The following is a 26,984-nucleotide window of genomic DNA, read 5'->3' as shown; positions in this document are numbered from 1 at the left end:
GAACGCCGCTGTGCCGGTCGGGGCCGGCACAGCGGCGCGGGGTCAGCCGGTGCAGTTGGGGACGGCCGGGGTGCTGCCGACGCAGTTGTTCGGGGTGTTGGCGGTGATGGGGGTGTCGGTGGTGGTCATCGTGCCGCCCTGGCGGTGGACGCCGCCGGAGGCGCCCACGAGCAGCAGCGCGTGGTTGCTGGTCACGGCGGTCTGGGTCAGGGTCGTCGCGGTGGAGTTGATCGCGGAGATGCCGCCGCCCCTGCCCGCCGTGTTGCCGGTGATGAACAGGGGGCTGCCCGCGACCCCGGTGACGGTCAGCGTGCCGCGGAGGCCGTTGTAGATGCCTCCGCCGTCGCCGAGCAGGGTGGTGTTGCCGGACACCGGGCTGTTGGTGAACGTCGCGGCGGGCGCGGTGCCGGACGGGGTGTCCGCGTTGGCGAGTCCGCCGCCGTCGCCCAACGCGGTGTTGCCGGTCAAGGTGCTCCCGGTGAGGGTGACGGCACCGTGGTTGAGGATGCCGCCGCCGTCGCCGAGCACGTTGCCGTTGGTGAACGCGACCCCGGTGGTGAGGGTGAGGCTGCCGGTCGGGCCGACCTCGGCGATCCGGAACAACCCGAGGCGCAGCAGTGAGGCGTTCGTGACGGTGGCGGGCCCGACCATCTCGATCGGGGTGGTGATGACCGGCAACGCGTTCGCGGCGCCGCCGTGGCTGGTGGTCATGCCGTAGGTGCAGCCCCCGGCGAGGACGAGGGTGTCCGCGGCGGGGGTGGAGTTGGCCAGGGTGACGGCTGCGACCAGCGCGTTCTCGCTGCACGCCACCGGGATCGTGACGGCCTGCGCCGCCTGGGGCAAGGCGACCAGTCCCCCCACCACGACGGTCGTGCCGAACATTGCCCGGAGCAGAACTGTACGGATTCGACGCATGACGGCTTCATTTCCTGGAGCACGGTTGAGGATGGTCTGTGCGGCGCACAGACTGCGTGAACGCGGATAGCGCGCGCATGCACCAGCACAATTCGAACGAGCTGGTGAGCTAGTGCGGGAGTAGCGCGCCACCGGGGTTCGGGAACACATTCCACGCTATACCCGCGATGAATTGATCGGGGCGTTTGTAGCCCAAATGGCCGCACCTACCAGGGCCGCTCCCTCATGGCCCCACCGCACGTCAGCCGCCATACCCGACCACTCGGACCGCGGTCGACCCGCGCCGGGAATTCGATTTCGACCACCCCGAAAAGAGCGAATCGAATTCAGGTAAGCGGAAAACCCACCCCTCGTCCCACGGCAACCACACCGCGTCACGCACCGGTAACGCCACGTATCGCACGATGTGCTCATCCGAAATTCCGAACTCGAAACGGAGAACCACAGTGCGAATTCGACAGCTCTACCCGATCCTGGCCGCCGGAGTCATCGTGCTGGGCGGTGTCGCGGGAGCGGGCAGCGCATCGGCGGCCTCCCCGTGCGTGATCGGTCCGGGCGTGACGCAGACGGACACCACCGTGCACGGCTCCGGCGGGAACGACACGATCGACTGCACGGGTGCCAGCCCCGGGAAGACCGTCTACGGCTACGGCGGCAACGACACCGTGACCGGAACGTCCTCGGCCGACACGATCCACGGCGGCGACGGCAACGACACGCTCACCGGCGGGGTGGGCGACGACATCCTCAACGGCGGCCTCGGGATCGACACCCTGTCCGGCTCCGCGGGCAACGACAGGCTCAGGGGCCCCGGCACCGACTCCGCCGAGGACACCCTCAACGGCGGTGTCGACACCGACTCCTGCGGCCCCGTCGGCGTGCCCCCGGACCTTCGCGACAGCTGCGAGTCGTAGCGCCCGCCCGCGCGAGGACGACCAGACCTCGGAAGGCGGATCCGCTCCGCCACCCCTTACCACGGGGTGGCGGAGCGGACCCCTGAACGAGTGGTTTGAACGGCGCGCACCCGACCACCACGCGTGCCGGATTCGAGAGCTGGCAAGGCTTTCGTGAACCGAGGTCGCCCACCACACCCAGGCTGGTAGCGTGATCGGAAGAGGCCATCAGGCGGTCCGGTCCCAGCAGGCTCCGACTTCGGCAGCGGGTGCGCAGGACGTGCGGGGCGAAGTCGAAGGGCTCTCCCGTGATCATCCTTTCGGATCTGCTCGACACCACACCGGTGTCGGCGCCGAACCCACCCACCGCGACGGGCTTGCGCGTCACCCTCCTCGACGGGTTCCAGCTCACCGGGAGCACCGGGGCCGTTCCCGTCTCCGGAGGAGCGGAGCGCCTGCTCGCGTTCACGGCGTTGCACCACCGAGCGGTGGGGAGGCTGCTCGTGGCGGGTTCGCTGTGGACGAACTCGTCCGAGGGGCACGCCTACGCCGCCCTGAGGTCGACGTTGATCCGGATGAACGACGCGGGCAGGCGGACGCTGCTGATCACCCCGTCGAGCCTGGAACTCGCCCCAGGGGTCACGGTCGACCTGCACGACGCGCGGGCGCTCGCCCACCGCCTGCTCGACGCGGGCCCGCACGCGGCGGCGGACCTGGGTGTGGAGGCGGTCGCCACCCTGTCGTCGGAGTTGCTCCCGCTCTGGTACGACGAGTGGGTCCTCGTCGAAGCCGAGGACTGGCGCCAACTCCGGCTCCACGCGCTGGAAGCGGTGGTGGACGGCCTGGTCGAGGCGAGGCGCTTCGGTGACGCCACGGCCGCGGCGGGCGCCGTGGTGCGGGCCGACCCGTTGCGGGAGAGCGCTCACGCGGCCCTCATCCGCGTCCACCTGGCGGAGGGCAACCAGTCCGAGGCGGTGCACGCGTTCACCCGGTTCAGCCGCCTCCTCCGCGCGAACCTGGGTCTGGCGCCCACTCCGGGGCTCCGCTCCCTGGTCGAGGGCCGTGCGGGGCCGGGCGTCGGAGCGCCCGGCCCCGTGCTCACCCGCCCGCCTTCGCGGTACCCCGGATCTCGTTGAGGTAGTTGTAGATCGTGTACCGGGTGACGTCCAGCGCCCCGGCCAGGTGGTCGACGGAGTCCTTGATGAGGAAGTACCCGGCGTCGTCCAGCACCCGCACCACGGTCGACTTGTGCACCTTCTTCATCAGCGGCACCGGCACGTCCACGTCGGCCACCGCGCGCTCGACCAGCAGGCGCTGCAACGTGTCCACGTCACCGGGGAACGTCTCCACCACCCGCTCGACGCGACCGGCGACGGCCTGGTCGCTGTTCACGCACAGGCACCCGACGGCCACGCCGTCCGAGTCTCGCAGGAACACCGTGGACGACCGGATCACCCGCCCGTCCGGCGCGTAGGTCTCGTAGTTCGTCAGGTCCTGGGTGGTCCCCCGGCGCACCAGACCCAGCAGCAGGTCGGTCATCGGTCCGCCGACCTCGCGCCCGGTCAGGTCACCGGCGATGGCCACGATCGAGTTGGGCAGCGCGCCGAGGTCGTGCAGCACGACCTCGGTCCCGGCCCCCAGCGCGGCGGCGAGGCTGTTGACGGTGGGCACCAGCGCGGCCAGCACGTCCGACCCGCCGGACACCTGCTCGACCGCGTGGGCGATCGGCGGCACCGGCCGCCGGACACCGCGCAGCGCGGCGGTGAACCGGGCGATCGTCTCCGGTGTCGTGGACGCGTGCGGGGTGATCCGCACGTGCTCCGGCCGCACGGTGGCGGTGACCCCGGCGTCGACCAGCGCCGCGCCGACGACGGAGGCGGGGTGCTCCGGCACGGTGAAGGCCAGGATCCCGGCGCGGCGGTCCCGCGCCGACACGACCTCGCCTCCCGCCGCGTGAACGGCCTCGGTCACCTCGTCCAACCGCTCCGCGATCCGGGCGCCGATGGCCTGCACGCCGCCGAGTTCCACCAGTTCCAGCGCGTGCCCCAGGGCACCGGCGGCGATCGGGCTGAGGTTCGTGATCGACCACCCGGCGGCTCCCTCGGCCACCGGGTGCACGTCGTCGTCGAACAGCCCGGCGTCCAACGCCCCGGTCCACCCGGACACCGTCGGGACCAGCCGCTCCAGCGCCCGGTCCGACAGCACCATGAACCCGGTGGACCATCCGGCGCGCAGCCACTTCTGCCCGCCGACGACGAGCACGTCGGCGACCTCCCACGGTTCGTCGACGACGCCGAAGCCCTGGATGCCGTCCACGACCAGCAGCCGGTCCCCGACCACCTCGCGCAGCGCGGCGAGATCGGCCCGGTAGCCGGTGCGGAAGTCCACCGCGCTCACCGACACGGCGGTGGTCTCCGGGGTCAGCGCGTCGCGCACGGCGGAGGGCGTCACCCAGCCGCGCGGAGGCCGCATCCACCGCACCTCGGCGCGGCAGGCCCGCTGCCACGGGTAGGTGTTGGCCGGGAACTCCGCCGCGGACACCACGACCTGACCGGTCACCCCGAGGGCGACCTGGAACAGGCCGGTGCTGGTGTTGGGCAGCAGCGTCACGTGGTCGGTGTCGCTGCGGCACAGCCGGGCCGCGGCCGCCTTGGCCCGCAGCTCCTGCCGCATCAGATCGTCCACAGTGGATGGACCGGCCGAGGCGGACGCCTCCAGCAACCGCGTGGAGGTGTCGACCACGGCGTGCGAGGGCGGCCCGAACCGCCCGAAGTCCAGGTACCCCTCCGGCTCGTGGAACTGGACCAGGTAGGAGGCGGGGAGCCGAGTAGTCACCTAGAGCACCTTTGCGAGGAACTGGCGCGTGCGTTGATGTCGCGGATTGTCCAACACCTCCCGAGCCGTCCCGGATTCGACGATCGCGCCGTCCACCATGAAGGCGACGTGGTCGGCGACCTCGCGGGCGAACCCCACCTCGTGGGTCACCACGATCATGGTCATCCCGTCGCGGGCCAGCGCCACCATCACGTCGAGCACCTCCCCCACCAGCTCGGGGTCCAGCGCCGAGGTCGGCTCGTCGAACAGCATGACCTTCGGCTTCATCGCCAGCGCACGGGCGATGGCGACCCGCTGCTGCTGCCCGCCGGACAGCTCGCGCGGGTACGCGCCGCCGCGGTCGCCGAGCCCGACGCGGGTCAGCAGCTCCAGCGCCTCCCGCTCGGCCTCCTTGCGCGGACGGCCCAGGACCTGGATCGGCCCCTCGGTCACGTTCTCCAGCGCGGTGCGGTGCGGGAACAGGTTGAACCGCTGGAACACCATGCCGATGTCCCGCCGCTGCGTGGCCACCTCGCGCTCGGGCAGCTCGTGCAGCTTCCCGCCCTTGAGCACGAACCCGACGGGGTGCCCCGCGACCCAGATCCGACCGGCGTCGATCGTCTCCAGGTGGTTCACGCACCGCAGGAACGTGCTCTTGCCCGCGCCGGACGGCCCGAGCAGGCACACGACCTGGCCCTCGTCGACGGTCAGGTCGACGCCCTTGAGGACCTCGGTGGACCCGTAGGACTTCCGCACCCCGTGCGCACGAACGAGAGTCACCGGACACCCTTCCCGTAGGCGCGTTCCAGGTAGTACTGCCCGACGTTGGCCACGCTCACCACGATCAGGTACCACAGGGCGGCGGCGATCAGCGTCTCCATGATCTCCAGGTTGCCCGAGGAGATCCGGTTGGCCGCGTGGATCAGCTCCAGGAACCCGATCACGGACGCCATCGACGTGCCCTTGAGCATGTTGATGAAGTTGTTGCCGGTGGGCGGGATGATCACCCGCATCGCCTGCGGCAGTACCACCCGCCGGAACGTCTTCCCCGGCGTCATGCCGATGGCCTTCGCGGCCTCGATCTGGCCGGGGTCGACGCTGTTCAGGCCCGCCCGGACGATCTCCGCCATGTACGCGCTCTCGTTGAGCCCCAGCCCCAGCAGCGCCGCCACGAACGCCGTGATGAGCACGTTCGTCGGCTCGTGCAGCAGGAACGCGTCGGTGAACGGCACCGGGACGGAGATGAACTCGAACACCAGCGCGAGGTTGAACCACAGCAGGATCTGGAGCAGCACCGGCAGGCCGCGGAACAGCCAGATGTAGCCCCAGGCGAACCAGCGGGCCACCGGGTTGGGCGACCGGCGCAGCAGCGCGAGCACCACGCCCAGCACGACCGCCCCGGCCTGGGCGCACACCGCGAGGACGACGGTGTTGACCAGACCGCTGATCATGATCTCGTGGGTGAAGAAGCCCGGCACGTCCTCGTAGAGGATCCGCGCGTCGGCCAGCGCGAACCCGAGCGCCGCGAGCAGCCCCAGGATCAGCGCCCCGACGACCCAGCGGCCCCAGTGCCGGATCGGGACGACCTGGAGGTCCTCACCCGCCATTGACGGTCACCTTCGCGATCGCGCCCTGGGCGACGTCCCACTCGGCCAGGATCTTGCCGTAGGTGCCGTCGTCCACCAGCGCCTGGAGCGCGGCCTGGACCGACTTGGTCAGCTCCGGGTTCGACTTGTTCACGCCGATGCCGTACGGCCCGCCGTTGATCGGGTCGGCCTTGACGACCTCGAAGTACTCACCCTTGCCCGCCGTCTGCGCCACGTACACGGCGGTCGGCAGGTCGTTGAGGATCGCGGCGACGCGGCCGGTGCGCAGCTGGTTCTGGTTCTGCGTGTCGCTGTCGGTCGAGGTCACGGTCACCTCGCCCTTGCCCGCGGCGACGCACTTCGTGCTCTGCTCCTTGGCGTAGGCCTCCTGGCTGGTGCCCAGGTTGACCGCGACGCCCTTGCCGCAGAGGTCGTCCGGCCCCTTGACGGAGCTGGGGTTGCCCTTCTGCACCATGATCGTGATGCCGGAGGTGAAGTAGTCGACGAAGTCGATCGCCTGCCGGCGCTCGGGGGTGTCGTTCATCGCCGCCATCGTCAGGTCGATCCGGCCGGACTGGAGGCTGGTGATCAGCGAGCTGAACGCCATGTCGCTGTACTCGACCTGGAGGCCGAGCTTCGCGGCGACGGCCTTGGCGAGGTCGACCTCGGAGCCCTTCGCCGTCTTGCCGTCCTCCGCGTAGAAGTTGTTCGGCGGGTTCTGGATGTTCGAGCCGATCCGCAGCTTGCCCGCGGACGCGATGGCGGGCGGCAGGCCCGCGGCGAGCGCGTCGTCCTTCTTCACGGACGAGACGATCGACTCGGTGGACGGCTGCGGCCCTCCGGACGCGGCCGGTGCGGCCCCGTCGTCGTTCCCGCAGGCCACCAGCGTGGACAGGACTAGGGCGGTAACGGCAAGCCTTCGGATCAGCACGGCGCCTCCAGGTGTGGTGGCGAAAAGCTACAACTCGTTGTTGAAGATGTCCACAGCGAGTTGAAATTCCCTGGGGAATCCTGGAGGTCGCCCGCGCGTTGGACGGGGCGCAAGGACTGCAAGTCGAGCTAGGAGGACGAATGGCCACGGTGGAGCTGACCACGAAGAACTTCGACGAGGTCGTCGGTGGTTCTGACATGGTCCTGGTGGACTTCTGGGCCTCGTGGTGCGGTCCGTGCCGCCAGTTCGCGCCGGTCTACGACAAGTCGTCCGAGAAGCACGGGGACATCGTCTTCGGCAAGGTCGACACGGAAGCCCAGCAGGAGCTGGCCGCCACGTTCCAGGTGCGGTCCATCCCGACCCTGATGATCGTCCGCGACGGGATCGTGCTCTACGCGCAGCCGGGCGCGCTGCCCGAGGCGGCGCTGGAGGACCTGATCGACCAGGCCCGCAAGGTCGACATGGACGAGGTGCGCAAGGAAGCCGAAGCGCAGCAGGGCGCGGCCGAGTAGCCGTGCGGGAGGCGGCCGGGTCTACGCCCGGTCGCCGTCCATCGCCCTGGTGTCACGGGGCGGGGCCACCGGGTCGTGCTCCGGCGACTGCCCCGCCTCGATCCGGCGACCCCGCTCCAGCTCGGCGTCGAGTTCCGCGCCGAGCAGCAGGGCCAGGTTCGAGATCCACAACCACACCAGGAAGACGATCACGCCCGCGAGAGCGCCGTAGGTCTTGTTGTACGAGCTGAAGTTCGCGACGTAGAAGGCGAACCCCAGCGAGGCGATGATCCAGACGACGACCGCGAGCGCGCCGCCGGGGGTGATCCACAGGAAGCTCGGCTGGCGCACGTTGGGCGACGCCCAGAACAGCAGGCCGATCGCGAGGCTCGCGAGCACCAGGAGCACCGGCCACTTCGCGATGTCCCAGACCGTGACGGCGGTCGAGCCGAGTCCCAGGAACCGGCCCACCTCCTCGGCCACGCCGCCGCTGAGCCCGATGCCCGCCGCGGTGATCACCAGCAGCACCACCACGCCCAGGGTCAGGCCGAGCCGCAGCGGGATCACCTTCCAGAAGGGGCGCCCCTCCTCGACGTCGTAGATCGAGTTCGAGGCGCGCATGAACGCGCCGATGTACCCCGACGCCGACCACAGCGCGGCCAGCAGACCGATGACCGCCAGGGGACCCGCGAACGACTTCGTCCTCTGGAGCTCCTCGATCCCGCCGACGATGATGTCGCGCGCCTGCCCCGGACCGAGGCTGTTCACGCTGTCGACGAGCGACTGCGTCGCCGACGGACCCATCAGGCCCAGCGCGGCCGTGAGCACCAGCAGTCCGGGGAACAGCGACAGCACCCCGTAGTAGGTGAGCGCCGCCGCCCAGTCGGTGAGGTTGTCGCGGTTGAACTCCTTGACCGTCCGCTTGAGCACCTCCCACCACGATCGCTTCGGGAGGTCCGTTGGCGCGGCGGGCATCCGCTCTGTGGCCTTGTCGGTCATGGCCGGAGGGGTAACCACCGGACGGATTCACCACACCAGGTGGTTGACATCGGCGCATCGGGGTAACCGCCCTTCAGAGAGAGGAGGCGGTCATGGACAGCACAGTGCGTGAGGCGTCGACGGCGCAGCTCGTCGGCCGGCTGACGGAACAGGTCAGCAGGCTGGCCAGGGAAGAGATCAAGCTCGCGGTCGCGGAGGTGCAGGCCAAGGGCAAGAAGGTCGGCGTCGGTGCCGGGCTGTTCGGCGGCGCGGGCGTCCTCGCGTGGTTCGGCGTGATGTCCCTGATCGCCGGGCTCGTGCTCCTCCTGGCCACGGTGATGGCTCCGTGGCTGGCCGCCTTCGTCGTCGCGCTCGGCGTCTTCGCCGTCGCGGGGATCGTGGCGCTGATCGGCAAGAAGCAGATCGACAAGGGCACACCACCCGTTCCTGAACAGGCGATCGAGGGCGTGAAGCAGGACATCGCCACGGTAAGCGAGAGGGCACACCGATGAGCGGCCAGAAGGAAGTCCCCACCGACCCGGCGGAGTTGCGCGCCGACATCGAGAAGACGCGCAGGGAACTCGGCGACACCGTGGAAGCGTTGGCGCACAAGGCCGACGTGCCCGCGCGGGTGAAGGCCAAGGGTAGGGAGACCGCGGCGCAGGTCGGCGACAAGGCGGCCGAGACCGCGCAGCAGGTGAAGGTGAAGAGCAGGGAGGCCACCGCCAAGGCCGCCGAGACGGCCTCGCAGGTGGGTGACAGGGCCGCCGAGACCGCGCAGCAGGTGAAGGCCAAGGCCGCGACGGTCACCGCGCAGGCCGTGGACGCCATCCCGCCGCAGGTCCGCGTCAAGGCGGACGAGGCGAGGGCCAAGGCGTCCGAGGCCGCGGCGCACGTGGTCGACGCGATCCCGCCGCAGGTGAAGGCGAAGGCCGACCAGGCCGTGGGCGCGCTGCCCGAGCCCGTCGCCGCCCAGGCCCGCAAGCACCCGGTCGCCACGGCCGGGATCATCGCCGCGGTGCTGTTCGTGCTGTGGAAGCTCACCCGCGGGAGGGCGTGATGAACAAGATCCTCTACCGCCCGCTCGGCATGGCGGTGAGCGTGCTCGGCGGTGTGCTGGCGGGCAAGGCGTTCGGGCAGGTCTGGAAGCTCATCTCCGGGGACAGGGAAGCGCCGACCCCGACCCAGCAGGACCGGTCGTGGACCGAGGTGCTGCTCGCCGCGACCGTGCAGGGCGCGATCTTCGGGCTCGTCAAGGCCGCCATCGACCGCGGTGGCGCCACCGGGTACGACAAGCTGACCGGCGAGTGGCCCGGCGACAAGCGCGACATGGACTGACCGACCACACCACCACCACTGGGAGCGCCCGTTCCGCCTCGCGGAGCGGGCGCTCCTCGTCGTCCACGGGGAGTACCCGGTCGGACGTCTTGACAGGACGCCGCCGTGGGCGCAGGTTGTTGCGTGTGACGGAACGCTGTGCGTGCTGCGCAACGACCGATGACCGGGCAAGAAATTGAACGCGCAACTACCATTGCCGTTGGCAGCACCACCAGCGACCGGAGGAGCACCTCATGCCACAGCCAGAGGGCGCCGAACTCGACGCCGTCCGCGCCCGTCGGGACGAGCTGCGGACCAAGTACCTCACGCCGCTCGCCGACCGCGGGCCCTCGCCCACCAGGGGCGTGCACCACATCGCGCTGATCTGCCGCGACGTCGAGACGACGATCAAGTTCTACCAGGAGTTCCTCGGGTTCCCGCTGGTGGAGCTGGTGGAGAACCGCGACTACGCGGGCTCCAGCCACTTCTTCTTCGACATCGGCCACCGCAACCTGCTGGGGTTCTTCGACTTCCCCGGCCACGACCACCCCGACTTCAGCGAGACCATCGGCGCCGTGCAGCACCTGGCGCTGTCGGTGTCCGCGGAGCAGTTCGCCGCGGCGAAGGCCACCCTGGACGCCGAGGGCGTGGAGTACCTGGGTCCGGACCGCGGCGTGGACGACAGCCTGTACTTCCGCGACCCGAACGGCGTGGGCATCGAGTTCTACCGCGAGGACCTGGGTGTCTTCGACGGCGAACGCCTGGTTGACTGATCGACTTCAAGTACGACGACGTGCGGCGAAAACGGAGGACGACGTGGCGCAGGAAGTCAGCGGCGTGATCGCTCGGGGCAAGGGGCAGCAGGTCGAGTTGACGACCATCGTGATCCCCGACCCCGGCCCCGGCGAGGCGGTGGTGCGCGTGCAGGCCTGCGGTGTCTGCCACACCGACCTGCACTACCGCGAGGGCGGCATCAACGACGAGTTCCCGTTCCTGCTGGGCCACGAGGCCGCGGGCATCGTGGAGCAGGTCGGCGAGGGCGTCACGGAGGTCGAGCCCGGTGACTTCGTCGTGCTGAACTGGCGCGCGGTCTGCGGTTCGTGCCGGGCGTGCAAGCGCGGCAAGCCCTGGTACTGCTTCAACACCCACAACGCCGCCCAGCCGATGACGCTGGAGGACGGCACCGCGCTGTCCCCCGCGCTCGGCATCGGCGCGTTCGCGGAGAAGACCCTCGTGCACGCGGGCCAGTGCACCAAGGTCGACCCGACCGCACGCCCCGCCGCCGTCGGCCTGCTCGGCTGCGGCGTGATGGCGGGCATCGGCGCGGCCATGAACACCGGTGGCGTCGGCCGCGGCGACTCGGTCGCGATCATCGGCTGCGGCGGTGTGGGCGACGGCGCGGTGGCGGGTGCCAGGCTCGCGGGCGCGGCGAAGATCATCGCCGTGGACACCGACCCGCGGAAGCTGGAGTGGGCCAAGGGCTTCGGCGCCACGCACTTCGTCAACGCCCGCGAGGTGGACGCGGTCGAGGCCATCAAGGAGCTGACCGACGGCTTCGGCGCGGACGTCGTGATCGACGCCGTCGGCAGGCCGGAGACGTGGAAGCAGGCGTTCCACGCCCGCGACCTGGCGGGCACGGTCGTCCTGGTCGGCGTGCCGACGCCGGACATGAAGATCGAGATGCCGCTGATCGACTTCTTCGGCCACGGCGGCTCGCTCAAGTCGAGCTGGTACGGCGACTGCCTGCCCAGCCGCGACTTCCCGATGCTCGTCGACCTCTACCAGCAGGGCAGGCTCGACCTCGACGCGTTCGTCAGCGAGGAGATCCCGCTCGACGGCGTCGAGGCCGCGTTCGAGAAGATGCACAAGGGCGACGTCCTGCGCTCGGTGGTGGTCTTCTGATGCGGATCGACCACGGCGTCACCTCCGGCACCTTCTCGCTGGACGGCCAGACCTTCGACGTGGACAACAACGTCTGGGTGCTGGGCGACGACGAGGAGTGCGCGGTGATCGACGCGCCGCACGACGTGGACGCGATCCTCGAGGTGGTGAACGGCCGCGAGGTCGTCGCGATCCTGGCCACGCACGCGCACGACGACCACGTGCGGGTCGCCCCGGCGCTGTCCGAGGCGACCGGCGCCCCGGTGCTGCTGCACCCGGCGGACCGGGTCGTGTGGGACCTGACCCACCCGGACCGCGCCCCCGACGGCGACCTGGCCGACGGCCAGGTCATCACCGTCGGCGGCGGCGAGGTCCACGTGCTGCACACGCCCGGCCACGCGCCGGGCGCCGTGTGCTTCCACGTGCCGTCGCTGGGGGTCGTCTTCACCGGCGACACGCTGTTCCAGGGCGGTCCCGGCGCCACCGGTCGGTCCTATTCGGATTTCGACACCATCGTCGCGTCGATCAGGGCGCGCCTGCTGCCGCTGCCCCCGGAGACGATCGTCCACACCGGACACGGCGACAGCACGACGATCGCCGCCGAGACGGCGAACGTCTAGCGCGGCCCTAGAAGTTCGGCGCTCGCTTCTCCAGGAACGCCGCGACGCCCTCGGCGTACTCGGCGCTGTGCACGGCCTCCTCGTAGAGGGCGTGCACAGCGCCGTCCTCCTCGTGCTGGCCCTCGGTGATGAGGGTGACGATCGTCTTCGCCCCGCGCAGGCTCACCTGCGCCCGTGACGCGATCGTCCCGGCCAGCTCCCGCACCCGCGCCTGGAGCGCGCCGGGCTCGTGGACCTCGTTGACCAGCCCGATGCGCAGCGCCGTCGCCGCGTCGACCAGTTCGCCGCTGAACAGGATCTGCTTGGCCCACGACGGGCCGACCACGTCGACGAGCTGCTTGGTGGACGTGAAGTTGTAGACGATGCCGAGCTTGGCGGGTGTGATGCCGAACCGCGCACCCGACTCGGCGATCCGCACGTCGCACGCCAGGGCCAGCTCGCAGCCGCCGCCGACGCAGAACCCGGTGATCGCGGCGATCGTCGGCTTGCCGAGCCCCGCGATGGCCCTCTCCCCCGCGAGCACCGCCCGGTTGTACTTCGCCGCGCCCTCGGCGCCGTTGCGCAGCGTCGAGAACTCGCTGATGTCCGCGCCCGCCGAGAAGTTCTCCCCGCCCCGCAGGACCAGCACCCTGATCTCGTCGTCGTGCCGGACGAGGTCGAGCAGGCCGGGCAGCGCGGACCACATCTCGTAGCTCATCGCGTTGCGCTTGGCGGGCCGGTCGATCGTCAGGGTGGCGACGTGGCCGGCCGTGTCGAGGATCAGGTGCTCACTCACCAGCCGAGCCTACAAGCCGGGCGCGCCGCCCGATCCCCCTCGGCCGCGGCGGCCCGGAGCTGCGCTTTCCCCGCCGTCGGCCGACCCGGTCGGGGAGAGGTCGGCCGGTGGGCCGGGCGACGCGACCGTGCCGCCCCCGGAGGAGATCACCGCGCTGGTGCGGGCCGACCCGGTGGTGCGGCTGCCGGCTCGGTCGCCCGGTGGGACGCGGCGCGGGTGCGCGAGGTGATCGGCGACGGACGGGGCCGCACGTGGGCGCGGGCGCCACGCCGACCGCCGTGCCGAAGGCGGCCGGGTCGGCGTTCCCGGACGGCGTCCTGGTCGTCGCGCCGCGCTGACCGCGCTGTTCCCGGACCGGCCGGTCGTGGTGGTGCGCGGCCACCGGACCGAGCACCACGGCCCGCACGCGGCGGACTTCGCCGACGTGGTCGGCACGACCTCCTGCGCCCTGGCGGCCGACCGGATCGCCACCTGCGCCTACCCGCGGGCCACCGTGCCGCACGCGTACCTCGGCCGGGTCACCGACGTGCGGTGCGCGGGCCCGTTCGACGGAGTGCTGAGAGCGCGGTGCCGAGACCTGGCCCTCACACCGTGAGGACGGACTTGCCGGTGCTGTGCCCGAGTTCCAGGTACCGCACGGCGTCGGCGGCCCCGCTGAGCGGGAACGTCCGGTCGACGACCGGCTTCACGGTGCCCGCCGCCAGGAGGTCGGCGAGCAGTTCCAGGTCCGCCAGGGGCTGCGACGAGACGAGCGTGCACAGCCGCTGCCGGATGAACGGCGACAGGGCCAGCGCCCGGAGCTGGCGGTCGGTGCCCTGCAACAGCTTCCCGCCGCCCTCGCCGCCCACGATCACCAGCGTGCCGCTCGGTGTGAGCGCGCGCCGCAGCCGGGACAGCGGCCGGTTGCCCGCGATGTCGAGGATCAGGTCGAAGCCGCCCGCGAAGTCCTCGCGCGTGTAGTCGACGACGTGGTCCGCGCCCAGCGACCGGACCAGCTCGACCTTCCCGGTCGAGCACACGCCGGTGACCTCGGCCCCGAACACCGCGGCGAGCTGCACGGCGTACACCCCGATGCCACCGCCCGCACCGATGATCAGCACCCGCTGCCCCGCGGCGACCTTCCCCGTGTCGCGCAACGACTGGAGCGCCGTGCACGCCGACACCGGCACCGCCGCCGCCTGCTCGAACGACAGGTTGGCGGGCTTCGGCGCGAACCGGTCCTCACGGGCCACGGCGTACTCGGCGAACGCCCCGTCGCACGTCCCGAACACCTCGTCGCCGACGGCGAGGCGCGTCACGCCCGCCCCGACCTCCTCCACCACCCCGGCCACGTCCAGGCCCGGCACCTTCGCCTTCGGCCTCCGCAGCCCGGACACCAGCCGCACCGGGTACGGCAGCCCCCTGGTCAGGTGCCACACGCCGGGGTCGACGCCCGCCGCCCGCACCCGCAGGAGCACCTCGCCGTCACCCGCCGCGGGTCTGTCGACGTCCCGGAACCCCAGCACGTCGGCCGGTCCGTACTCGTCCTGCACGATCGCCTTCACGGCTTCTCCTCCTTGGTGTACTGGAACACGTCGTCGAGCGGAACGCCGAAGGCCTCGGCGATCTGGAAGGCCATCTCCAGCGAGGGCGAGTACCGCCCCTGCTCGATGGCGATCACGGTCTGCCTGCTGACCCCGATGGCGGTGGCCAGTTCGGCCTGCGTCATCTCCCCGTGCGCGAACCGCAGTGCCCTGATCGAGTTCGTGACCCGAGTCGCCCTCACCACGGCCAGAAGCCCCCGCGGTAGGCGGCGACCTTCGCCACGGACTCCGCCACGGCGGACAGCGCGAAGGCGAGGTAGAGGGCGTTCGCGATCCAGAACTGGTCGACGTCGAGCAGCGCCAGCACGAACGCCGCCGTCCCGCCGACGACGACCAGCGAGCGCCCCGAGTGCTCGCCGAACCGGGTGATCTCCCGGTCCCGCTGGTCCTTCACGTCGGCGTCCTCGGGCGAGAGCGTCGCGATGGCGGTGTGCAGCACGACGGTCGTCGCGATCGCGCCGCCGATGGTCCACAGCACCGGTCCGACGTAGGGCACGTCGACGAGCGGCCCGCCCTCCCAACGGCCCAGGACGACGGCGACGTAGACCGCGTAGGCGATCACCGTCACCGCCCCCATCATCCACGCGCGCTTTTCCTCGAAGGCCATGCCGAGAAAAGTAAAGCAAGGCTGACATCGTGTCAAACATGCTTTACATCGAAGGCCGCGCTACGACAGGCTGGAGATCACGCCGATGTCCGCCACGTCCTTGGGCCTGAGCAGGAGCCGCTTGTAGGCGAGGACGTCCTCCAGCAGGGCGAACCGGAGCCCGTCGACGACCTGCGCGGTGTCGATCAGCTCGTCCGGCCCCCTGGCGGGCGACATCCACCGGCGGGAGAACTGGATGCGCCCGCCCCAGAACTGGGCGACGTCGTCGCCGCTGATGCCCCCGACGCCCCGGAAGCCGTGCTGCCACGCGTACCGCCAGGCGTCGCCGCGCGCCACCACGTCGAGGTCGCGGATCTCGGTGCGCAAGCCGTTCGCCAGCAGGGGCGCGCTGCCGAACAGCACGAAGTCGTCGCGGTCGAGGCCGAAGGCGACGAGCCGGGCGATGAGGGGGTGGTCGAGGAGGTCGGCCACCGGGCCGTGCCGCGGCACCCCTACTCCTTGCCCGGTTCGGTCCCGCGTCCACCCGGCAGCAGCCGTCTGACCCACGCGAGCCGCGTCCCGTCGGGCGACGGCTCCTCGTCCTCGGCGGGGTCGTCGGCGCGCCCCGACTCCACCTGGACCCAGGCGCGCAGGATCGCGGCCCGCTCCCCCGGCGCGCTGTCCTTGAGCGCGACGGTGAAGCGGGCCGTGCGCGACCTCTCCCGCACCACCGTCTTGCACACCGACGCCAGCGCCCACGTGGCGGACGCGACGGCCAGGACCACGGACGCGATCACGGACGCGGGCCCGAGCAGCAGGTTCGCGATCATCGACGACCTCCCCGCGGTCACAGCAGAGCGGTGCGGTTGCCGTCGGCGATCTGGGCCAGGTCGCCGATCCCGCGGATCAGCAGGGTCTGACGCCCGGTGTCGACCAGCCGCTCGTCCCGGAAGGTCCGGATGATCTTCTTGACCGAGTCGAGCGAGGCCCCGGTCAGGGTGGCCAGGTCCTGCTGGCTGAAGCGCAGGAGCGTGCCCCCCTCACCCGGCGTGCCGACCCCGCTGTCGACCAGTTCCACGATGGCCTTCGCCAGGCGCTGCTCGACGGCCAGGTCCGACTCCACGATCTTGCGCGTCGCCTGCTCCAGCCGTTCGTCGGCGGCGTAGAGCTGCGCGTGCATCGCGCGGGGGTGGTCGTAGAGGAACTTCAGCCATTCGGTCGCGGGCAGGTGGAGCACCTCGACCTCGTCGAGCGCGATGATGCTGGCCGACCGCGGCTTCTGCCGGATGGCGGCCATCTCCCCGACGATCTCGCCGGGCCCGCGGATGGCGACGATCCTCGGCGGCTTGCCGACGACGATCTTGACGTGCCCCTTCAGGATGAGGAGCGCGAAGTCCGTCTCCTCGCCCTGGCTGATGAAGACGTGCCCCTCCTGCCGGTGGATGACCCGGCCGACCGACCGGAGCGCCAGCAGCTCCTCCTCGGTGAGGAGGGGATCACCCGGAGAAGAGGATAATTCAGCCATGACCTGAGTGTAAAGATACACTCAACTGCGGGCAAGGCCCACGACGAAGAAGCCCGTCCCGACAGATCGGGGCAGGCTTCTTCGTCGTGGGGACTACGCGGCCCTGGGGTACATGCCCGCCATCCCCGGCGGGGGCGTGAACGGACGCCAGTAGCCGTAGGGCTGGGAGAGGCGGTCGGCCACCACCCACATGACGGACGGGTTGTAGCCGAACCCGAGGTGGCTGCACGAGACCGCCACGTTCTCCGCCCTCGGACCGGGGTCGGACACGCAGCCCTGCCACGGGACGATGCCGTCGGTCTTGGAGTAGATCGACGTCGCGGGCACCGGGAACGCCGGGCGGCCGCGCTCGGGCGGCGGGTGCTCGGCGCCCGCGGTGTAGAAGCGGGACAGCAGCTGGTAGGCGGGGTTCGCCCTGGTCTGCCGCATGTCGGTCATCGCGTAGGGGCTACCCATCGTGATGACCTGGCGGACCAGGTCCGGGTGCTCCCGCGCGATCTCGCGGGCGAAGATGCCGCCCAGGCTCCAGCCGACGATGCTGACCTTGTCGACCTTGCCGAGCGCGCGCAACTGGGCGCGGATGCCCTGGACGGCGGGGACGGTCGGGCCGATGTTGCGGCCGAGACCCCAGCCGTGGACGTCGTAGCCGAGCTTGGCGAGGAAGCGGCGGAGCACGGACGTCGAGCCGTCGGAGGCGCCGAGGCCGGGCAGCACCATCACGGGGTGGCCGTCGCCGCTCGGCGCGGCGCGCAGGAGCTGCCGGGTGGCGGCGAACTGGCCCATGTCCACGGCCGCCCTCGTCGGTTCCGTCAGGTACCAGAGCAGACCGGGGGCTTGACCCTCGACGAGGGGAAGAGGAGGCTCGTCCGGCAGCGGGGAGTAGGCGTCTGAAGGTACGGCTGTCATCGCCATCCCCCGTTCCGTCGGCAAATCCGTCACTGCATGTGTCCATGATGTTTCCTGAAAGTGAATTGCGCCACCCCTAGAACGTCTCGGTTGGGCGCGCTCTCACCCCAGTGGTCCTGGACTCCGCCGGACCGCGAGTCCTACGGTCTCCACTGTGGACCGGATGAGCGCGATGGACGCAAGCTTCTACTTCATCGAGGACGAGAACGTGCCGATGCACGTCGGATCGGTGCTCGTGTTCGAGGGCCCCGCACCGTCGTACGGCGACGTGATCAGGCTCTTCCTCTCGAAGATGGACAGCGTGCCGCGCTACCGGCAGCGCGTGAGGAGCCTCCCGCTGCACGTCGGCCGCCCCGTCTGGGTCGACGACGACCACTTCCAGATCCTCTACCACGTGCGCCACACCGCCGTGCCCTCTCCCGGCGGCGACGACCAGCTCCGCAACCTGGCGGGCAGGCTGTTCGCGCAGCGGCTCGACCTGAGCAAGCCGCTGTGGGAGGTCTGGCTGGTCGAGGGCCTGGAGGACGGGCGCTGGGCGATCATCTCCAAGGTCCACCACTGCATGATCGACGGCGTGGCGGGCACGGACCTGATGCAGCTGCTGCTCGACTGGCGCGAGAGGACCGAGCTGCCGGAGCCGAAGGCGTGGACGCCGCAGCCCAGCCCGTCGCAGCTCGACCTCGTGGTGGACGGCGTGCGCGACGCGGTGCTGACGCCGGTCAAGCACCTGGCCGCGATCCCGGCGTTCGCCAGGGGTCTGCGCAGCGGGTCGGAGCTGCTGGACATCGGCCGCGCGGTCCTCGGCAGCCTGCCGGGCACGGCGAAGCGGCTGACCTCGTCGACGGCGGGCTCGCTGAACGGCCCGATCGGCCCCCACCGCCGCTGGGTGTGGGCGAAGGCGGACCTCGCGGAGGTCAAGCAGATCCGCAAGGCGGTCGGCGGCACGGTCAACGACGTCATCCTGACGGCGATCACGCACGGTTTCCACGAGCTGCTGGCGAAGCGCGGTGAACTCGTCGACGGCCAGGTCGTGCGGACGATGGTGCCGGTGTCGATGCGCGCGGCGGACGAGCACGACCGGCTGGACAACCGGGTCAGCGCGGTGCTGGTGAACCTGCCGGTCAGCTCGCTGGGGCCGCTGGAGCGGCTGGCGTCGATCCGCGAGCAGATGGACGACCTGAAGGGCAGCCGCCAGGCGGCGGGCGCGGACGTGCTGACGAAGGCGGGCAACTTCGCCGCGCCGACGCTGCTGGCGCTGGGGTCGCGCACCGCGATGCGGTTCCCGCAGCAGCTCCTCCAGACCGTGACGACGAACGTGCCCGGCCCGCGCGTGCCGCTGTTCATGCTCGGCCGGGCGTTGAAGGAGATCTACCCCTACGTGCCGATCGCCAGCACGATGCGGATCTCCATCGGCATCTTCTCCTACCTCGACCGGATCACGTTCGGCATCAACGCGGACTTCGACGGCGTGCCGGACGTGCAGGTGCTGGCCGACGGCATCAGGGCGGGCTTCGACGAGCTGCTGGCCGTCGCGGCGACGCCCGCAGGGTGATCCCCGGTCTGGTCCAGTCCGTCCTCCAGCTCGCCACCCGACCCCTGACGGACCGGAGGGTCACCGTTCGGGTGGGCGAGGCCGACGCGACCATGACGGTCGTCGACGTCGACTGCACGCTGGGCGCGCTCGGGGTGGCGCTCGGCCGGTTCGACGACGTGCGGGTCGTCGTGGAGGACGTCGAGTGGGGTGCGCGGACCGCCAGGAAGGTCGCCGTGAGCTGCGCGAACGTCCACGTCAACCCCGGTCCGACGCTGGTGGCGGCACCGGTCGACGTCGAGCTGGTGCTGGGCGCGCAGGACATCGGCAGGCTCGACGTCGACGCGGACGGCGTGCTGCGGTGGGGTGTCGTGCCGCTGGTGCCGTCCGTGCGGGACGGCGAGCTGTGGGTCCGCACCGGGTTCCTGCCGCTGCGCAGGCAGGTCCCGGTGCCCGACCTGCCCGGCGGTCTGCGGCTGACCGGGGTCGGGACGGCGCCGGGCGAGGTCGTGGTCACGGCCCGGTCCGAGCAGTGGCGGGAACGGGTTCCGCTCAGCAGGCTGGCGCGGCTGCTGCGCTCAGCGTGAGCCGAGCCAGTCCAGCAGCCGGTCCGCGACGACGTCCGGGACCTCGATCTGCGGCACGTGCCCGACGCCCTCGAACACGTCGAACCGCCAGCTCGGGTTGCGCGCCGCGGTGGCCCTCGCCGATCCGACGGGGACCAGCCGGTCCTTGTCGCCCGACATCAGGAAGACGGGCACCCGGATGTTCCTCATCGCGCGCCAGTAGCCGCCGCGGCGGGCGTTGACGAGGACGATCGACTTGGCCGCCGCGAGGAACGCCTCGTCGAGGCCGGGCACCTCGGCGCGCTGCTCGATCAGGCTCATGGACGCCAGGACCAGCTCCTCCGGCACGACCTTCGAGTCGGCGCACACCAGGTTCATCACCTGCTTCACCTGCTGGCGCGGCGTCTGGCCGGACCTGGCCCTCGCCAGCACCCGCTCCCCCAGCCCCGGCAGGGCGTAGAGGAAGAACGTCGACACGACCAGCGGGTCCGGCCGCACGCCGAAGACCAGCGGCAGGGCCGGGTCGACCAGCGCCAGCGCGGTCACCGTGTCCGGGTTGGCCGCGGTGTGCAGGATCGAGATCATCCCGCCCATCGAGTTGCCGACCAGCACGACCGGCTTCCCCACGACCTCGCGCAGGAACCGGTCGAGCAGCCGGGCGTTCGCCGCGACCGTCGTGCGCCGCCCCTCGGGGTGCGTGAGCCCGAACCCGGCCAGGTCCACGGCCACGACGTGGGCGTGCTCGACCAGCCGGGGCGCGAGCAGGCACCAGTTCAGGTGCGACCCGCCGAGCCCGTGCACCAGGACGACGGTCGGGGCGTCCCGGTCGTCCGGCCCACCGAAGTCGACGTAGTGCACCGGGCCGTCGAGATCGGCATAACGGCTGGTCCCGCCCCAGTTCGCCACGCTCATCGCAGTCATACCGACCAGTATGTCGCTTGAGGCTACCGATCGGTAGTGGAGCTGGCGCACAGTGGCGGCGGAACCCCTAGACCGTCTCCACCGGCGGCCCGCCGGGAGCGCCGTACAGACCCGGCCCGTCGACCGCCACCGTGTCCAGGAACGCGGTCGACGCCGTGTACGAGCTGGCGATCAGCTCGGCCGTGTGGCTGAAGTCGAGCGGTGTCACCGGCTGGACCGGCGGGCCGGGCAGGTAGAGCACCGGGACCTCCGCGGAGGCCAGCTCGACCTCCAGGACGGCCTGGTTGCGCATGCTCAGGGTGGCCCAGAACAGCAGCGTCTCGGCGAGGGTCTCCGGGACCGTGGGCAGGTGGCCGGGGAACGCGCAGTCCAGCACCACCAACGACTTCGCGCCCATCGCGAGCGCCTGGCGGATCGGCACGTTGGCCAGGACACCGCCGTCGTAGAGGACGCGGCCGTCCAGGCGCACCGGCGGGTAGACGCCGGGGATGGCGCTGCTGGCCAGGATCGCGGGGACGAGCGGCCCGGTGCGGATGAGCACGGGTTGGCCGGTCAGGGAGTCGACCGCGACCGCGCCGAACGGCAGGCGCAGGTCGGTGAAGTCGGCGGCACCGCCCAACCCCTGCTCGACCACGGTGGCGAGACCGGTGTTGGGGAACAGGAACTTCTTGTGGGCGCGCAACGTCCGCAACTGGGCGATCGGGCCGCCGGGGAACACGCGCGGACGGGTCATGTGCGCCCAGATCAGCGCCAGCCGTTCGGGCGCCCCCTCCGGGTCGAGGGCGAGCAGCGAGCCGTTGACCGAGCCGACCGACGTGCCGACCACGAGGTCGGGGACGATGTCGTGCTCGGCCAACGCCGTCAGCATGCCGACCTGGCCGGCACCGAGGCTGCCGCCGCCACCGAGGACGAAGCCGACGGGGCCGGGGAGCGCGATCACGGCGCGGTGGGCTTTCCGGGGCGCAGGGCGACCCGGACCGCCCGCAGGAGCGTGCCGGGACTGGCCAGTGCTGACGGCGGGGTGAGCATCGCGGTGACCTCGGACATCCGTGCGGCTACCACCGGGTCGGTGGCGGAGGCCTCGAACACCAGGTCGGCCACCCGCTTGATGACGGGGTAGCCGCGCGGGTACGGGCCGTCCACGTGCGGGAGGGAGAGGTCGGCGAGGGTGGAGACCCGCCAGGCCGCGTCCACGACGACCTTCACGTCGTCGAAGTAGGACCTCGCGGGTGCGCACGGGTCAGGGCCGGAGCGCAGGTAGGCGGAGAGGCAGGAGGCGTGCAGGGCCGCTGACGCCATGCCCTGACCGTAGACCGGGTTGAACGACGCGACGGCGTCGCCCGCGGCCACGACGCCCGCGGGCAGGCGGTCCAGGAGGTGGTAGTCGCGGCGCCTGCTGTCGGCCTGGTGGTAGGTGGCGACGTCGCCGATCATCTCGCAGCGCTCGGCGATGTCGCCGAAGGGCACGGGGAAGTCGCGGCGGCAGCGGGTCCGGAAGTCCTCGGGGTCGCGGGTCGGGCGGTCGTCGTCGTAGCCGGAGATCAGCATGATCCACCGGTCGCCCTCGACGCTGTTGATGCCCGCGATCCGCGCCACCCTCCCCTCCCTCGGCGCGGAGTCCGACGTGGACACGGCCACGCAGGTGTCGCTGACCGCCTCGTCGCGCCGGAACAGCGCCGTGGCGTAGTTGAGCCTGATGGGCATCCGCCGCATCGGCGGGCGCTGCCAGCCGCCCTCCGCCAGCCAGTCGCCGAGCTTGCTGGACCGGCCCATCCCGTCGACCACGAGGTCCGCGGTCGCCACCACCTCCTCGGTGGAGCCCTCCGGCACGTAGCGGACGCCCGCGACCCGGTCGCCGTCGAACACCAGGCCGCTCGCGCGCCCCGTGGCGAACTCGACGCCGCTCACGGCCGCGGTCCGCTCGCGCACCAGCCGTTCGAGGAACGGGCGGGTGCTGACCAGCGCCGGGGCGTGCGCGGGCGGCGGACCGAGCCGGAGCGCGCCGTTGCGGTAGAACCTCACGCCGTCGCGGGGCGGCAGCACCGCGCCCAGTGCGACGGCGGCCTCGGTGAAGCCGGGGAACCAGCGGTCGAGCTGCACGTTGCCCGCGGCGAGGAGGGCGTGCACGTGGCCGCCCTGCGGGACGCCCGCGCGCGGCTCGCCGTCGGCGCCGCCCGCGTCGCGCTCGACGACCAGGACCTCCTCGGCGTGGTCGCTGAGCACCCGCGCCGCCAGCAGCCCCGCGATGCTCGCGCCGAGCACGACGGCCCTCCGCACCACCACGTCCGTGCGGGCGGGCGGGTGCGGGGTGCTGATCTCGGCGAACTTCCGGGCGGATGTGGACGGCACGCGCGACTCCTCGGATGAATGAACGTGAGAACGACTCCGGTTATGGGGCCTGGTGCGGCGTTCCGTCAACTCCTGGCGTCCGGGGTCGCCCGACGGCGGTACCGATTGGGCCCAACGGCCCAGCGGGACGACGCGCGGGTCGCGGCACCCGCACGACCGCGGGGGCGTGAAGCCGGGCACAATGCCTGACCGTGACGACTTCCATTGACCAGAGGATCGCCGACGAGCTCGGGGTACGCGCGGGGCAGGTCACAGCGGCCGTCGAGCTGCTCGACGGCGGAGCCACCGTGCCGTTCATCGCCCGCTACCGCAAGGAGGTGACCGGGACGCTCGACGACACCCAGCTGCGCACGCTGGAGGAGCGCCTCGGCTACCTGCGCGAGCTGGAGGAGCGGCGGGCCGCGGTCATCGACTCGGTCCGCACCCAGGGCAAGCTGGACGACGCGCTGCACGCGCAGCTGCTCGCCGCGGACTCCAAGGCGCGGCTGGAGGACCTCTACCTGCCGTTCAAGCCGAAGCGGCGCACGAAGGCGCAGATCGCGCGCGAGCAGGGCCTCGAACCGCTGGCGGACCAGCTGATCGGCGACCCGTCGCACAACCCGCAGGAGCTGGCGGCGGGCTTCGTGACCGAGGAGGTCGCGGACGCGGCGGCGGCGCTGGCGGGCGCGCGGGCGATCCTGGTCGAGCGGTTCGGCGAGGACGGCGACCTGATCGGCGAGCTGCGCGAGCGGATGTGGTCGCGCGGGCGCCTGGTCTCGAAGCTGCGCGACGGCAAGGAGGAGGACGGCTCGAAGTTCTCCGACTACTTCGACTTCTCCGAGCCGTTCACGAAGCTGCCGTCGCACCGGATCCTCGCGATGTTCCGCGGCGAGAAGGAGGAGGTGCTCGACCTGGTGCTGGAGCCGGAGGAGGCACCGGAGGAGGGCCCGAGCAGCTACGAGACCGCCATCGCGCAGCGCTTCGGCGTCGCGGACCGCGGCCGTCCCGCCGACCGCTGGCTGAACGACACCGTGCGCTGGGCGTGGCGGACCCGCATCCTCGTCCACCTCGGCATCGACCTGCGGTCGCGGCTGCGCCAGTTCGCCGAGGACGAGGCCGTGCGCGTGTTCGCGTCGAACCTGCGCGACCTGCTGCTGGCCGCCCCGGCGGGCACCCGCGCCACGATGGGCCTGGACCCCGGTTTCCGCACCGGTGTGAAGGTCGCCGTGGTCGACGCGACCGGCAAGGTCGTGGCGCACGAGACGATCTACCCGCACGTGCCCGCGAACAAGTGGGACCAGTCGATCCACACCCTCGCGGGGCTGGCGAGGAAGCACGACGTCGAGCTGATCGCGATCGGCAACGGCACCGCCTCGCGCGAGACCGACAAGCTGGCCGCCGACCTGATCTCCCGGCACCCGGACCTCAAGCTCACCAAGGTGATGGTGTCCGAGGCGGGCGCGTCGGTGTACTCCGCGTCGGCGTTCGCCTCGCAGGAGCTGCCCGGCCTGGACGTGTCGATCCGCGGCGCGGTCTCCATCGCCCGCCGGTTGCAGGACCCGTTGGCGGAGCTGGTGAAGATCGACCCGAAGTCCATCGGCGTCGGCCAGTACCAGCACGACCTGGCGGAGACGAAGCTGTCGAAGTCGCTCGACGCGGTGGTCGAGGACTGCGTGAACGCGGTCGGCGTCGACCTGAACACCGCGTCCGCGCCGCTGCTGACCCGCGTCTCGGGCATCACGTCCGGGCTGGCGGAGAACATCGTGCTGCACCGCGACTCCAACGGCCCGTTCCGCTCGCGCAAGGCGCTCAAGGACGTGGCCCGGTTGGGCCCCAAGGCCTTCGAGCAGTGCGCGGGCTTCCTGCGCATCCCGAACGCCGACGACCCGCTGGACGGCTCGACCGTGCACCCCGAGGCGTACCCGGTGGTGCGGCGGATGCAGGAGTCCGTCGGCGGCGAGTCCGTCGTGGGCAACGTGGCGCTGCTGAAGTCGTTGCGGCCGGAGGAGTTCGTGGACGACAAGTTCGGCCTGCCCACGATCTCGGACATCCTGCGGGAGCTGGAGAAGCCGGGCCGCGACCCGCGTCCGGCGTTCAAGACCGCGACCTTCGCCGACGGCGTCGAGAAGCTCGGCGACCTCAAGCCCGGCATGGTGCTGGAGGGCGTCGTGACGAACGTGGCCGCGTTCGGCGCGTTCGTCGACATCGGCGTGCACCAGGACGGCCTGGTGCACATCTCCGCCCTGTCCAACGACTACGTGAAGGACCCGCGCGACGTCGTGAAGTCCGGTGACGTGGTGAAGGTGAAGGTCATGGAGGTCGACATCCCGCGCAAGCGGATCGGCCTCACGCTGAGGTTGCAGGACGAGCCTGGCAAGCCCAAGGAGCAGAACCGCGGCGGCGGTGGCGGCAGGCCGCAGGGCCAGCGCGGCGGCGGGCAGGGCCAGCGCGGCGGCGGTGGCGGGCAGCAGAAGCAGCGCCAGGACCGCGCTCCCGCTGGTGGCGCGATGGCCGACGCGCTGCGCCGCGCCGGGCTCGGCAAGTAGGAGCGGTCGCGGCGGGCCCGGCGGGCCCGCCGCGCGGTCGCTACTTGGCGCGCGTGCCCTTGGCCTTCACCAGGTCGGACTCGAACAGCTTCTCGCTCACCGCGAGGCCGCCCTTCACGCTCGCGTCGGGGCGGGCGACGTAGGACTGCGTCGCCGACGGCCTGCCGGCCAGGGAGAACCGCAGCTGGCCGGTGAGGCCGCTGGTCTCGACGCCGTTGGTGTCCTGGAACGCGCGCAGCACGCCGTCGCGGGTCAGGTCCTTGTCCGCGCAGGCCTTCTCCAGCACCGCGGCGAACGCCATGGCGACCGCGTAGCCGTGGTTCACCGCGCCGTTGGCCTCCATGCCGGGGTTCTCGGCCTCGAACGCCCTGGCCACGGCCTGCGGCCCTGCCGCGTCGGCGCCGTAGGGCGCGATGGGCGAGACGACCCGCACCTGCTCCACCACGGCCTCGGCGGCGGGCGACTTGAGGATCGCCGGGTCGAAGCCCGCGACGTTGACCAGGAACGGGACCTTCCAGCCGAGTCCGGCCGCGGCGGCGACGGCCAGCGCCGTCTGCGCCGGGCTGGTGCTGAGCACGACGGCCTTGGCGCCCTGCGCCCTCAGCGCGGCGATCTGGGTGCCCAGGTCGCCCGCCGACTCCGCGACGGGCTTCTCGACCAGGGTCATGCCCCACTGCTGGGCGGCGAACGTGCTGCCCTCCAGCGCGTTCTTGCCGAAGTCCCCCTCGACGTGGACGTGCCCGATGGTGTCGCCGTCGGCGATCACACCGGTGCGCTTGAGGTGGTCGAGGCCGTTCATCACGTCGATGTCGTACGTGCCGCCGACGATCATCATGTGCGGGTTGCCCAGCAGTGCCGCCGACCAGGAGACCGGGGCGGCGAGCGCGCGGGTCTGGATCAGGTCGGGGGCGATGGCGGCGGTCATGGCGGCGCCGGTGATGTCGAGGAAGCCGAGGACCTCCGGCTCCAGCTCGAAGTAGCCGTCGAGGGCGCGCTGGACGGTGAACCCGTGGTCCTTCGTCGTCAGCCGCACCTGGCGGCCGCAGATGCCGCCGCGGGCGTTCAGCTCCCCGATGAACAGCTCGTAGCCCTTGATCCGGACGAGCGCGGTCGGCGCGAACGGACCGCTCATGTCCGTCAGGACGCCCAACGAGATCGCGTCCTCGGTGACCCCCGGACCGGACTTCACGGCGGTTGACCCGGTGGAGGCGCAGGCCGACGCGGCCAGGGCGGCCGAGAGGACCGCGGCCAGGACAGGACGGCGCACGACAGGCTCCTACCAGAGAAGTTA

Annotated in this window: 31 protein-coding genes; 13 read left to right on the top strand and 18 right to left on the bottom strand. The window is 71.5% G+C overall.

All coding sequences use genetic code 11. The features are described from left to right. Nucleotides 1-42: 42 nt before the first annotated feature. Entirely contained in the window at nucleotides 43-882 is an 840-nt protein-coding gene (locus AC156L_RS09190) for a hypothetical protein (RefSeq protein ID WP_330877106.1), read from the bottom strand. Between the two features lie 479 nt (nucleotides 883-1,361). Here AC156L_RS09190 and AC156L_RS09185 point away from each other — a divergent pair, with 479 nt between their 5' ends. Continuing rightward, complete coding sequence (locus tag AC156L_RS09185) at nucleotides 1,362-1,829, top strand: calcium-binding protein (RefSeq protein ID WP_330877105.1); 468 nt, start codon at nucleotides 1,362-1,364, stop codon at nucleotides 1,827-1,829. A 287-nt stretch (nucleotides 1,830-2,116) separates the two neighbouring features. Continuing rightward, on the top strand, nucleotides 2,117-2,944 hold the full coding sequence (locus AC156L_RS09180) for an AfsR/SARP family transcriptional regulator (protein WP_330877104.1): 828 nt from the start codon (nucleotides 2,117-2,119) through the stop codon (nucleotides 2,942-2,944). On the opposite strand, the gene AC156L_RS09175 is transcribed toward AC156L_RS09180, so the two are convergent. The 4 genes from AC156L_RS09175 to AC156L_RS09160 are packed head-to-tail and all read right to left on the bottom strand — an operon-like array spanning nucleotide 2,907 to nucleotide 7,139. After that, a complete protein-coding gene (locus tag AC156L_RS09175) occupies nucleotides 2,907-4,643 on the bottom strand; it encodes an aminotransferase class V-fold PLP-dependent enzyme (protein WP_330877103.1) in 1,737 nt (578 codons plus the stop codon). The genes AC156L_RS09180 and AC156L_RS09175 overlap by 38 nt on opposite strands. Beyond that, entirely contained in the window at nucleotides 4,644-5,402 is a 759-nt protein-coding gene (locus tag AC156L_RS09170) for an amino acid ABC transporter ATP-binding protein (protein ID WP_330877102.1), read from the bottom strand. It abuts the gene before it with no gap. Then, on the bottom strand, nucleotides 5,399-6,229 hold the full coding sequence (locus AC156L_RS09165) for an amino acid ABC transporter permease (RefSeq protein WP_330877101.1): 831 nt from the start codon (nucleotides 6,227-6,229) through the stop codon (nucleotides 5,399-5,401). The genes AC156L_RS09170 and AC156L_RS09165 overlap by 4 nt, the downstream gene beginning before the upstream one ends. Further along, nucleotides 6,219-7,139, bottom strand: a complete 921-nt coding sequence (locus AC156L_RS09160) for an ABC transporter substrate-binding protein (RefSeq protein WP_414719928.1) — start codon at nucleotides 7,137-7,139, stop codon at nucleotides 6,219-6,221. Before AC156L_RS09160 ends, AC156L_RS09165 begins: the two co-directional genes overlap by 11 nt. Nucleotides 7,140-7,279: 140 nt before the next feature. Here AC156L_RS09160 and trxA point away from each other — a divergent pair, with 140 nt between their 5' ends. Further along, a complete protein-coding gene (trxA, locus tag AC156L_RS09155) occupies nucleotides 7,280-7,651 on the top strand; it encodes a thioredoxin (protein WP_330877100.1) in 372 nt (123 codons plus the stop codon). 21 nt (nucleotides 7,652-7,672) lie between these two features. On the opposite strand, the gene AC156L_RS09150 is transcribed toward trxA, so the two are convergent. Beyond that, nucleotides 7,673-8,629 carry a YihY/virulence factor BrkB family protein gene (locus AC156L_RS09150; RefSeq protein ID WP_330877099.1) on the bottom strand — a complete coding sequence of 319 codons (957 nt, stop codon included), beginning with the start codon at nucleotides 8,627-8,629 and terminating at the stop codon, nucleotides 7,673-7,675. A 92-nt stretch (nucleotides 8,630-8,721) separates the two neighbouring features. On the opposite strand from AC156L_RS09150, the gene AC156L_RS09145 reads away from it, so the two are divergent. From AC156L_RS09145 to AC156L_RS09120, 6 genes are all read left to right on the top strand, one after another. Next, nucleotides 8,722-9,120 (top strand): phage holin family protein, encoded by a 399-nt coding sequence (locus tag AC156L_RS09145; protein WP_330877098.1) that lies wholly within the window; start codon nucleotides 8,722-8,724, stop codon nucleotides 9,118-9,120. Continuing rightward, complete coding sequence (locus tag AC156L_RS09140; RefSeq protein ID WP_330877097.1) at nucleotides 9,117-9,668, top strand: DUF3618 domain-containing protein; 552 nt, start codon at nucleotides 9,117-9,119, stop codon at nucleotides 9,666-9,668. Before AC156L_RS09145 ends, AC156L_RS09140 begins: the two co-directional genes overlap by 4 nt. Next, nucleotides 9,668-9,946 (top strand): DUF4235 domain-containing protein, encoded by a 279-nt coding sequence (locus AC156L_RS09135; RefSeq protein ID WP_330877096.1) that lies wholly within the window; start codon nucleotides 9,668-9,670, stop codon nucleotides 9,944-9,946. The genes AC156L_RS09140 and AC156L_RS09135 overlap by 1 nt, the downstream gene beginning before the upstream one ends. 233 nt (nucleotides 9,947-10,179) lie before the next feature. Then, nucleotides 10,180-10,698: a VOC family protein gene (locus AC156L_RS09130; RefSeq protein ID WP_330877095.1), complete on the top strand. Its 519-nt coding sequence runs from the start codon at nucleotides 10,180-10,182 to the stop codon at nucleotides 10,696-10,698. Nucleotides 10,699-10,741: 43 nt separating this feature from the next. Continuing rightward, nucleotides 10,742-11,827: an S-(hydroxymethyl)mycothiol dehydrogenase gene (locus AC156L_RS09125; RefSeq protein ID WP_330877094.1), complete on the top strand. Its 1,086-nt coding sequence runs from the start codon at nucleotides 10,742-10,744 to the stop codon at nucleotides 11,825-11,827. After that, nucleotides 11,827-12,426 (top strand): MBL fold metallo-hydrolase, encoded by a 600-nt coding sequence (locus tag AC156L_RS09120; protein WP_330877093.1) that lies wholly within the window; start codon nucleotides 11,827-11,829, stop codon nucleotides 12,424-12,426. The genes AC156L_RS09125 and AC156L_RS09120 overlap by 1 nt, the downstream gene beginning before the upstream one ends. A 7-nt stretch (nucleotides 12,427-12,433) precedes the next feature. Here AC156L_RS09120 and AC156L_RS09115 read toward each other — a convergent pair whose 3' ends face one another. Next, nucleotides 12,434-13,201 (bottom strand): enoyl-CoA hydratase/isomerase family protein, encoded by a 768-nt coding sequence (locus AC156L_RS09115; RefSeq protein ID WP_330877092.1) that lies wholly within the window; start codon nucleotides 13,199-13,201, stop codon nucleotides 12,434-12,436. 370 nt (nucleotides 13,202-13,571) lie between these two features. On the opposite strand from AC156L_RS09115, the gene AC156L_RS09110 reads away from it, so the two are divergent. Continuing rightward, entirely contained in the window at nucleotides 13,572-13,796 is a 225-nt protein-coding gene (locus AC156L_RS09110; protein ID WP_330877091.1) for a hypothetical protein, read from the top strand. Here the strand turns inward: AC156L_RS09110 and AC156L_RS09105 are convergent. The 7 genes from AC156L_RS09105 to AC156L_RS09075 form a co-directional block, all read right to left on the bottom strand. Continuing rightward, a complete protein-coding gene (locus AC156L_RS09105; RefSeq protein ID WP_330877090.1) occupies nucleotides 13,786-14,745 on the bottom strand; it encodes an NAD(P)-dependent alcohol dehydrogenase in 960 nt (319 codons plus the stop codon). The genes AC156L_RS09110 and AC156L_RS09105 overlap by 11 nt on opposite strands. Then, nucleotides 14,742-14,969 carry a helix-turn-helix transcriptional regulator gene (locus AC156L_RS09100; protein WP_330877089.1) on the bottom strand — a complete coding sequence of 76 codons (228 nt, stop codon included), beginning with the start codon at nucleotides 14,967-14,969 and terminating at the stop codon, nucleotides 14,742-14,744. The genes AC156L_RS09105 and AC156L_RS09100 overlap by 4 nt, the downstream gene beginning before the upstream one ends. Beyond that, nucleotides 14,963-15,391, bottom strand: coding sequence for a hypothetical protein (locus tag AC156L_RS09095; RefSeq protein WP_330877088.1), 429 nt, complete (start codon nucleotides 15,389-15,391; stop codon nucleotides 14,963-14,965). Before AC156L_RS09095 ends, AC156L_RS09100 begins: the two co-directional genes overlap by 7 nt. Before the next feature lie 60 nt (nucleotides 15,392-15,451). Then, complete coding sequence (locus tag AC156L_RS09090) at nucleotides 15,452-15,880, bottom strand: hypothetical protein (protein ID WP_330877087.1); 429 nt, start codon at nucleotides 15,878-15,880, stop codon at nucleotides 15,452-15,454. Nucleotides 15,881-15,882: 2 nt separating this feature from the next. After that, nucleotides 15,883-16,200, bottom strand: a complete 318-nt coding sequence (locus AC156L_RS09085) for a hypothetical protein (protein WP_330877086.1) — start codon at nucleotides 16,198-16,200, stop codon at nucleotides 15,883-15,885. A 17-nt stretch (nucleotides 16,201-16,217) separates the two neighbouring features. Further along, nucleotides 16,218-16,895, bottom strand: coding sequence for a Crp/Fnr family transcriptional regulator (locus AC156L_RS09080; RefSeq protein WP_330877085.1), 678 nt, complete (start codon nucleotides 16,893-16,895; stop codon nucleotides 16,218-16,220). A gap of 93 nt (nucleotides 16,896-16,988) precedes the next feature. Next, the gene (locus AC156L_RS09075; protein WP_330877084.1) at nucleotides 16,989-17,801 is read right to left on the bottom strand and encodes an esterase/lipase family protein; all 813 of its coding nucleotides are present in this window, start codon (nucleotides 17,799-17,801) and stop codon (nucleotides 16,989-16,991) included. Between the two features lie 163 nt (nucleotides 17,802-17,964). Here AC156L_RS09075 and AC156L_RS09070 point away from each other — a divergent pair, with 163 nt between their 5' ends. Together AC156L_RS09070 and AC156L_RS09065 are read left to right on the top strand one after the other, a co-directional pair. Beyond that, nucleotides 17,965-19,353, top strand: coding sequence for a WS/DGAT/MGAT family O-acyltransferase (locus tag AC156L_RS09070; RefSeq protein WP_330877083.1), 1,389 nt, complete (start codon nucleotides 17,965-17,967; stop codon nucleotides 19,351-19,353). Beyond that, nucleotides 19,350-19,919 (top strand): hypothetical protein, encoded by a 570-nt coding sequence (locus AC156L_RS09065; RefSeq protein ID WP_330877082.1) that lies wholly within the window; start codon nucleotides 19,350-19,352, stop codon nucleotides 19,917-19,919. Before AC156L_RS09070 ends, AC156L_RS09065 begins: the two co-directional genes overlap by 4 nt. Here AC156L_RS09065 and AC156L_RS09060 read toward each other — a convergent pair. The 3 genes from AC156L_RS09060 to AC156L_RS09050 all read right to left on the bottom strand — a co-directional run bounded on the left by AC156L_RS09060 (nucleotide 19,911) and on the right by AC156L_RS09050 (nucleotide 23,168). Beyond that, nucleotides 19,911-20,819, bottom strand: a complete 909-nt coding sequence (locus AC156L_RS09060) for an alpha/beta fold hydrolase (protein ID WP_330877081.1) — start codon at nucleotides 20,817-20,819, stop codon at nucleotides 19,911-19,913. The genes AC156L_RS09065 and AC156L_RS09060 overlap by 9 nt on opposite strands. 67 nt (nucleotides 20,820-20,886) lie before the next feature. Next, nucleotides 20,887-21,756 (bottom strand): patatin-like phospholipase family protein, encoded by an 870-nt coding sequence (locus AC156L_RS09055; protein WP_484406762.1) that lies wholly within the window; start codon nucleotides 21,754-21,756, stop codon nucleotides 20,887-20,889. Beyond that, nucleotides 21,756-23,168 (bottom strand): NAD(P)/FAD-dependent oxidoreductase, encoded by a 1,413-nt coding sequence (locus AC156L_RS09050; protein ID WP_330877079.1) that lies wholly within the window; start codon nucleotides 23,166-23,168, stop codon nucleotides 21,756-21,758. The genes AC156L_RS09055 and AC156L_RS09050 overlap by 1 nt, the downstream gene beginning before the upstream one ends. Before the next feature lie 191 nt (nucleotides 23,169-23,359). Between AC156L_RS09050 and AC156L_RS09045 the strand changes: the two genes are divergently transcribed. Further along, on the top strand, nucleotides 23,360-25,693 hold the full coding sequence (locus AC156L_RS09045) for a Tex family protein (protein ID WP_330877078.1): 2,334 nt from the start codon (nucleotides 23,360-23,362) through the stop codon (nucleotides 25,691-25,693). A 40-nt stretch (nucleotides 25,694-25,733) separates the two neighbouring features. Here AC156L_RS09045 and AC156L_RS09040 read toward each other — a convergent pair whose 3' ends face one another. Continuing rightward, a complete protein-coding gene (locus tag AC156L_RS09040; protein ID WP_330877077.1) occupies nucleotides 25,734-26,960 on the bottom strand; it encodes an ABC transporter substrate-binding protein in 1,227 nt (408 codons plus the stop codon). Between the last annotated feature and the right edge of the window lie 24 nt (nucleotides 26,961-26,984).

It is taken from the genome of Umezawaea sp. (assembly GCF_057122925.1).
This window is presented reverse-complemented; position numbering and strand designations above follow the sequence as displayed.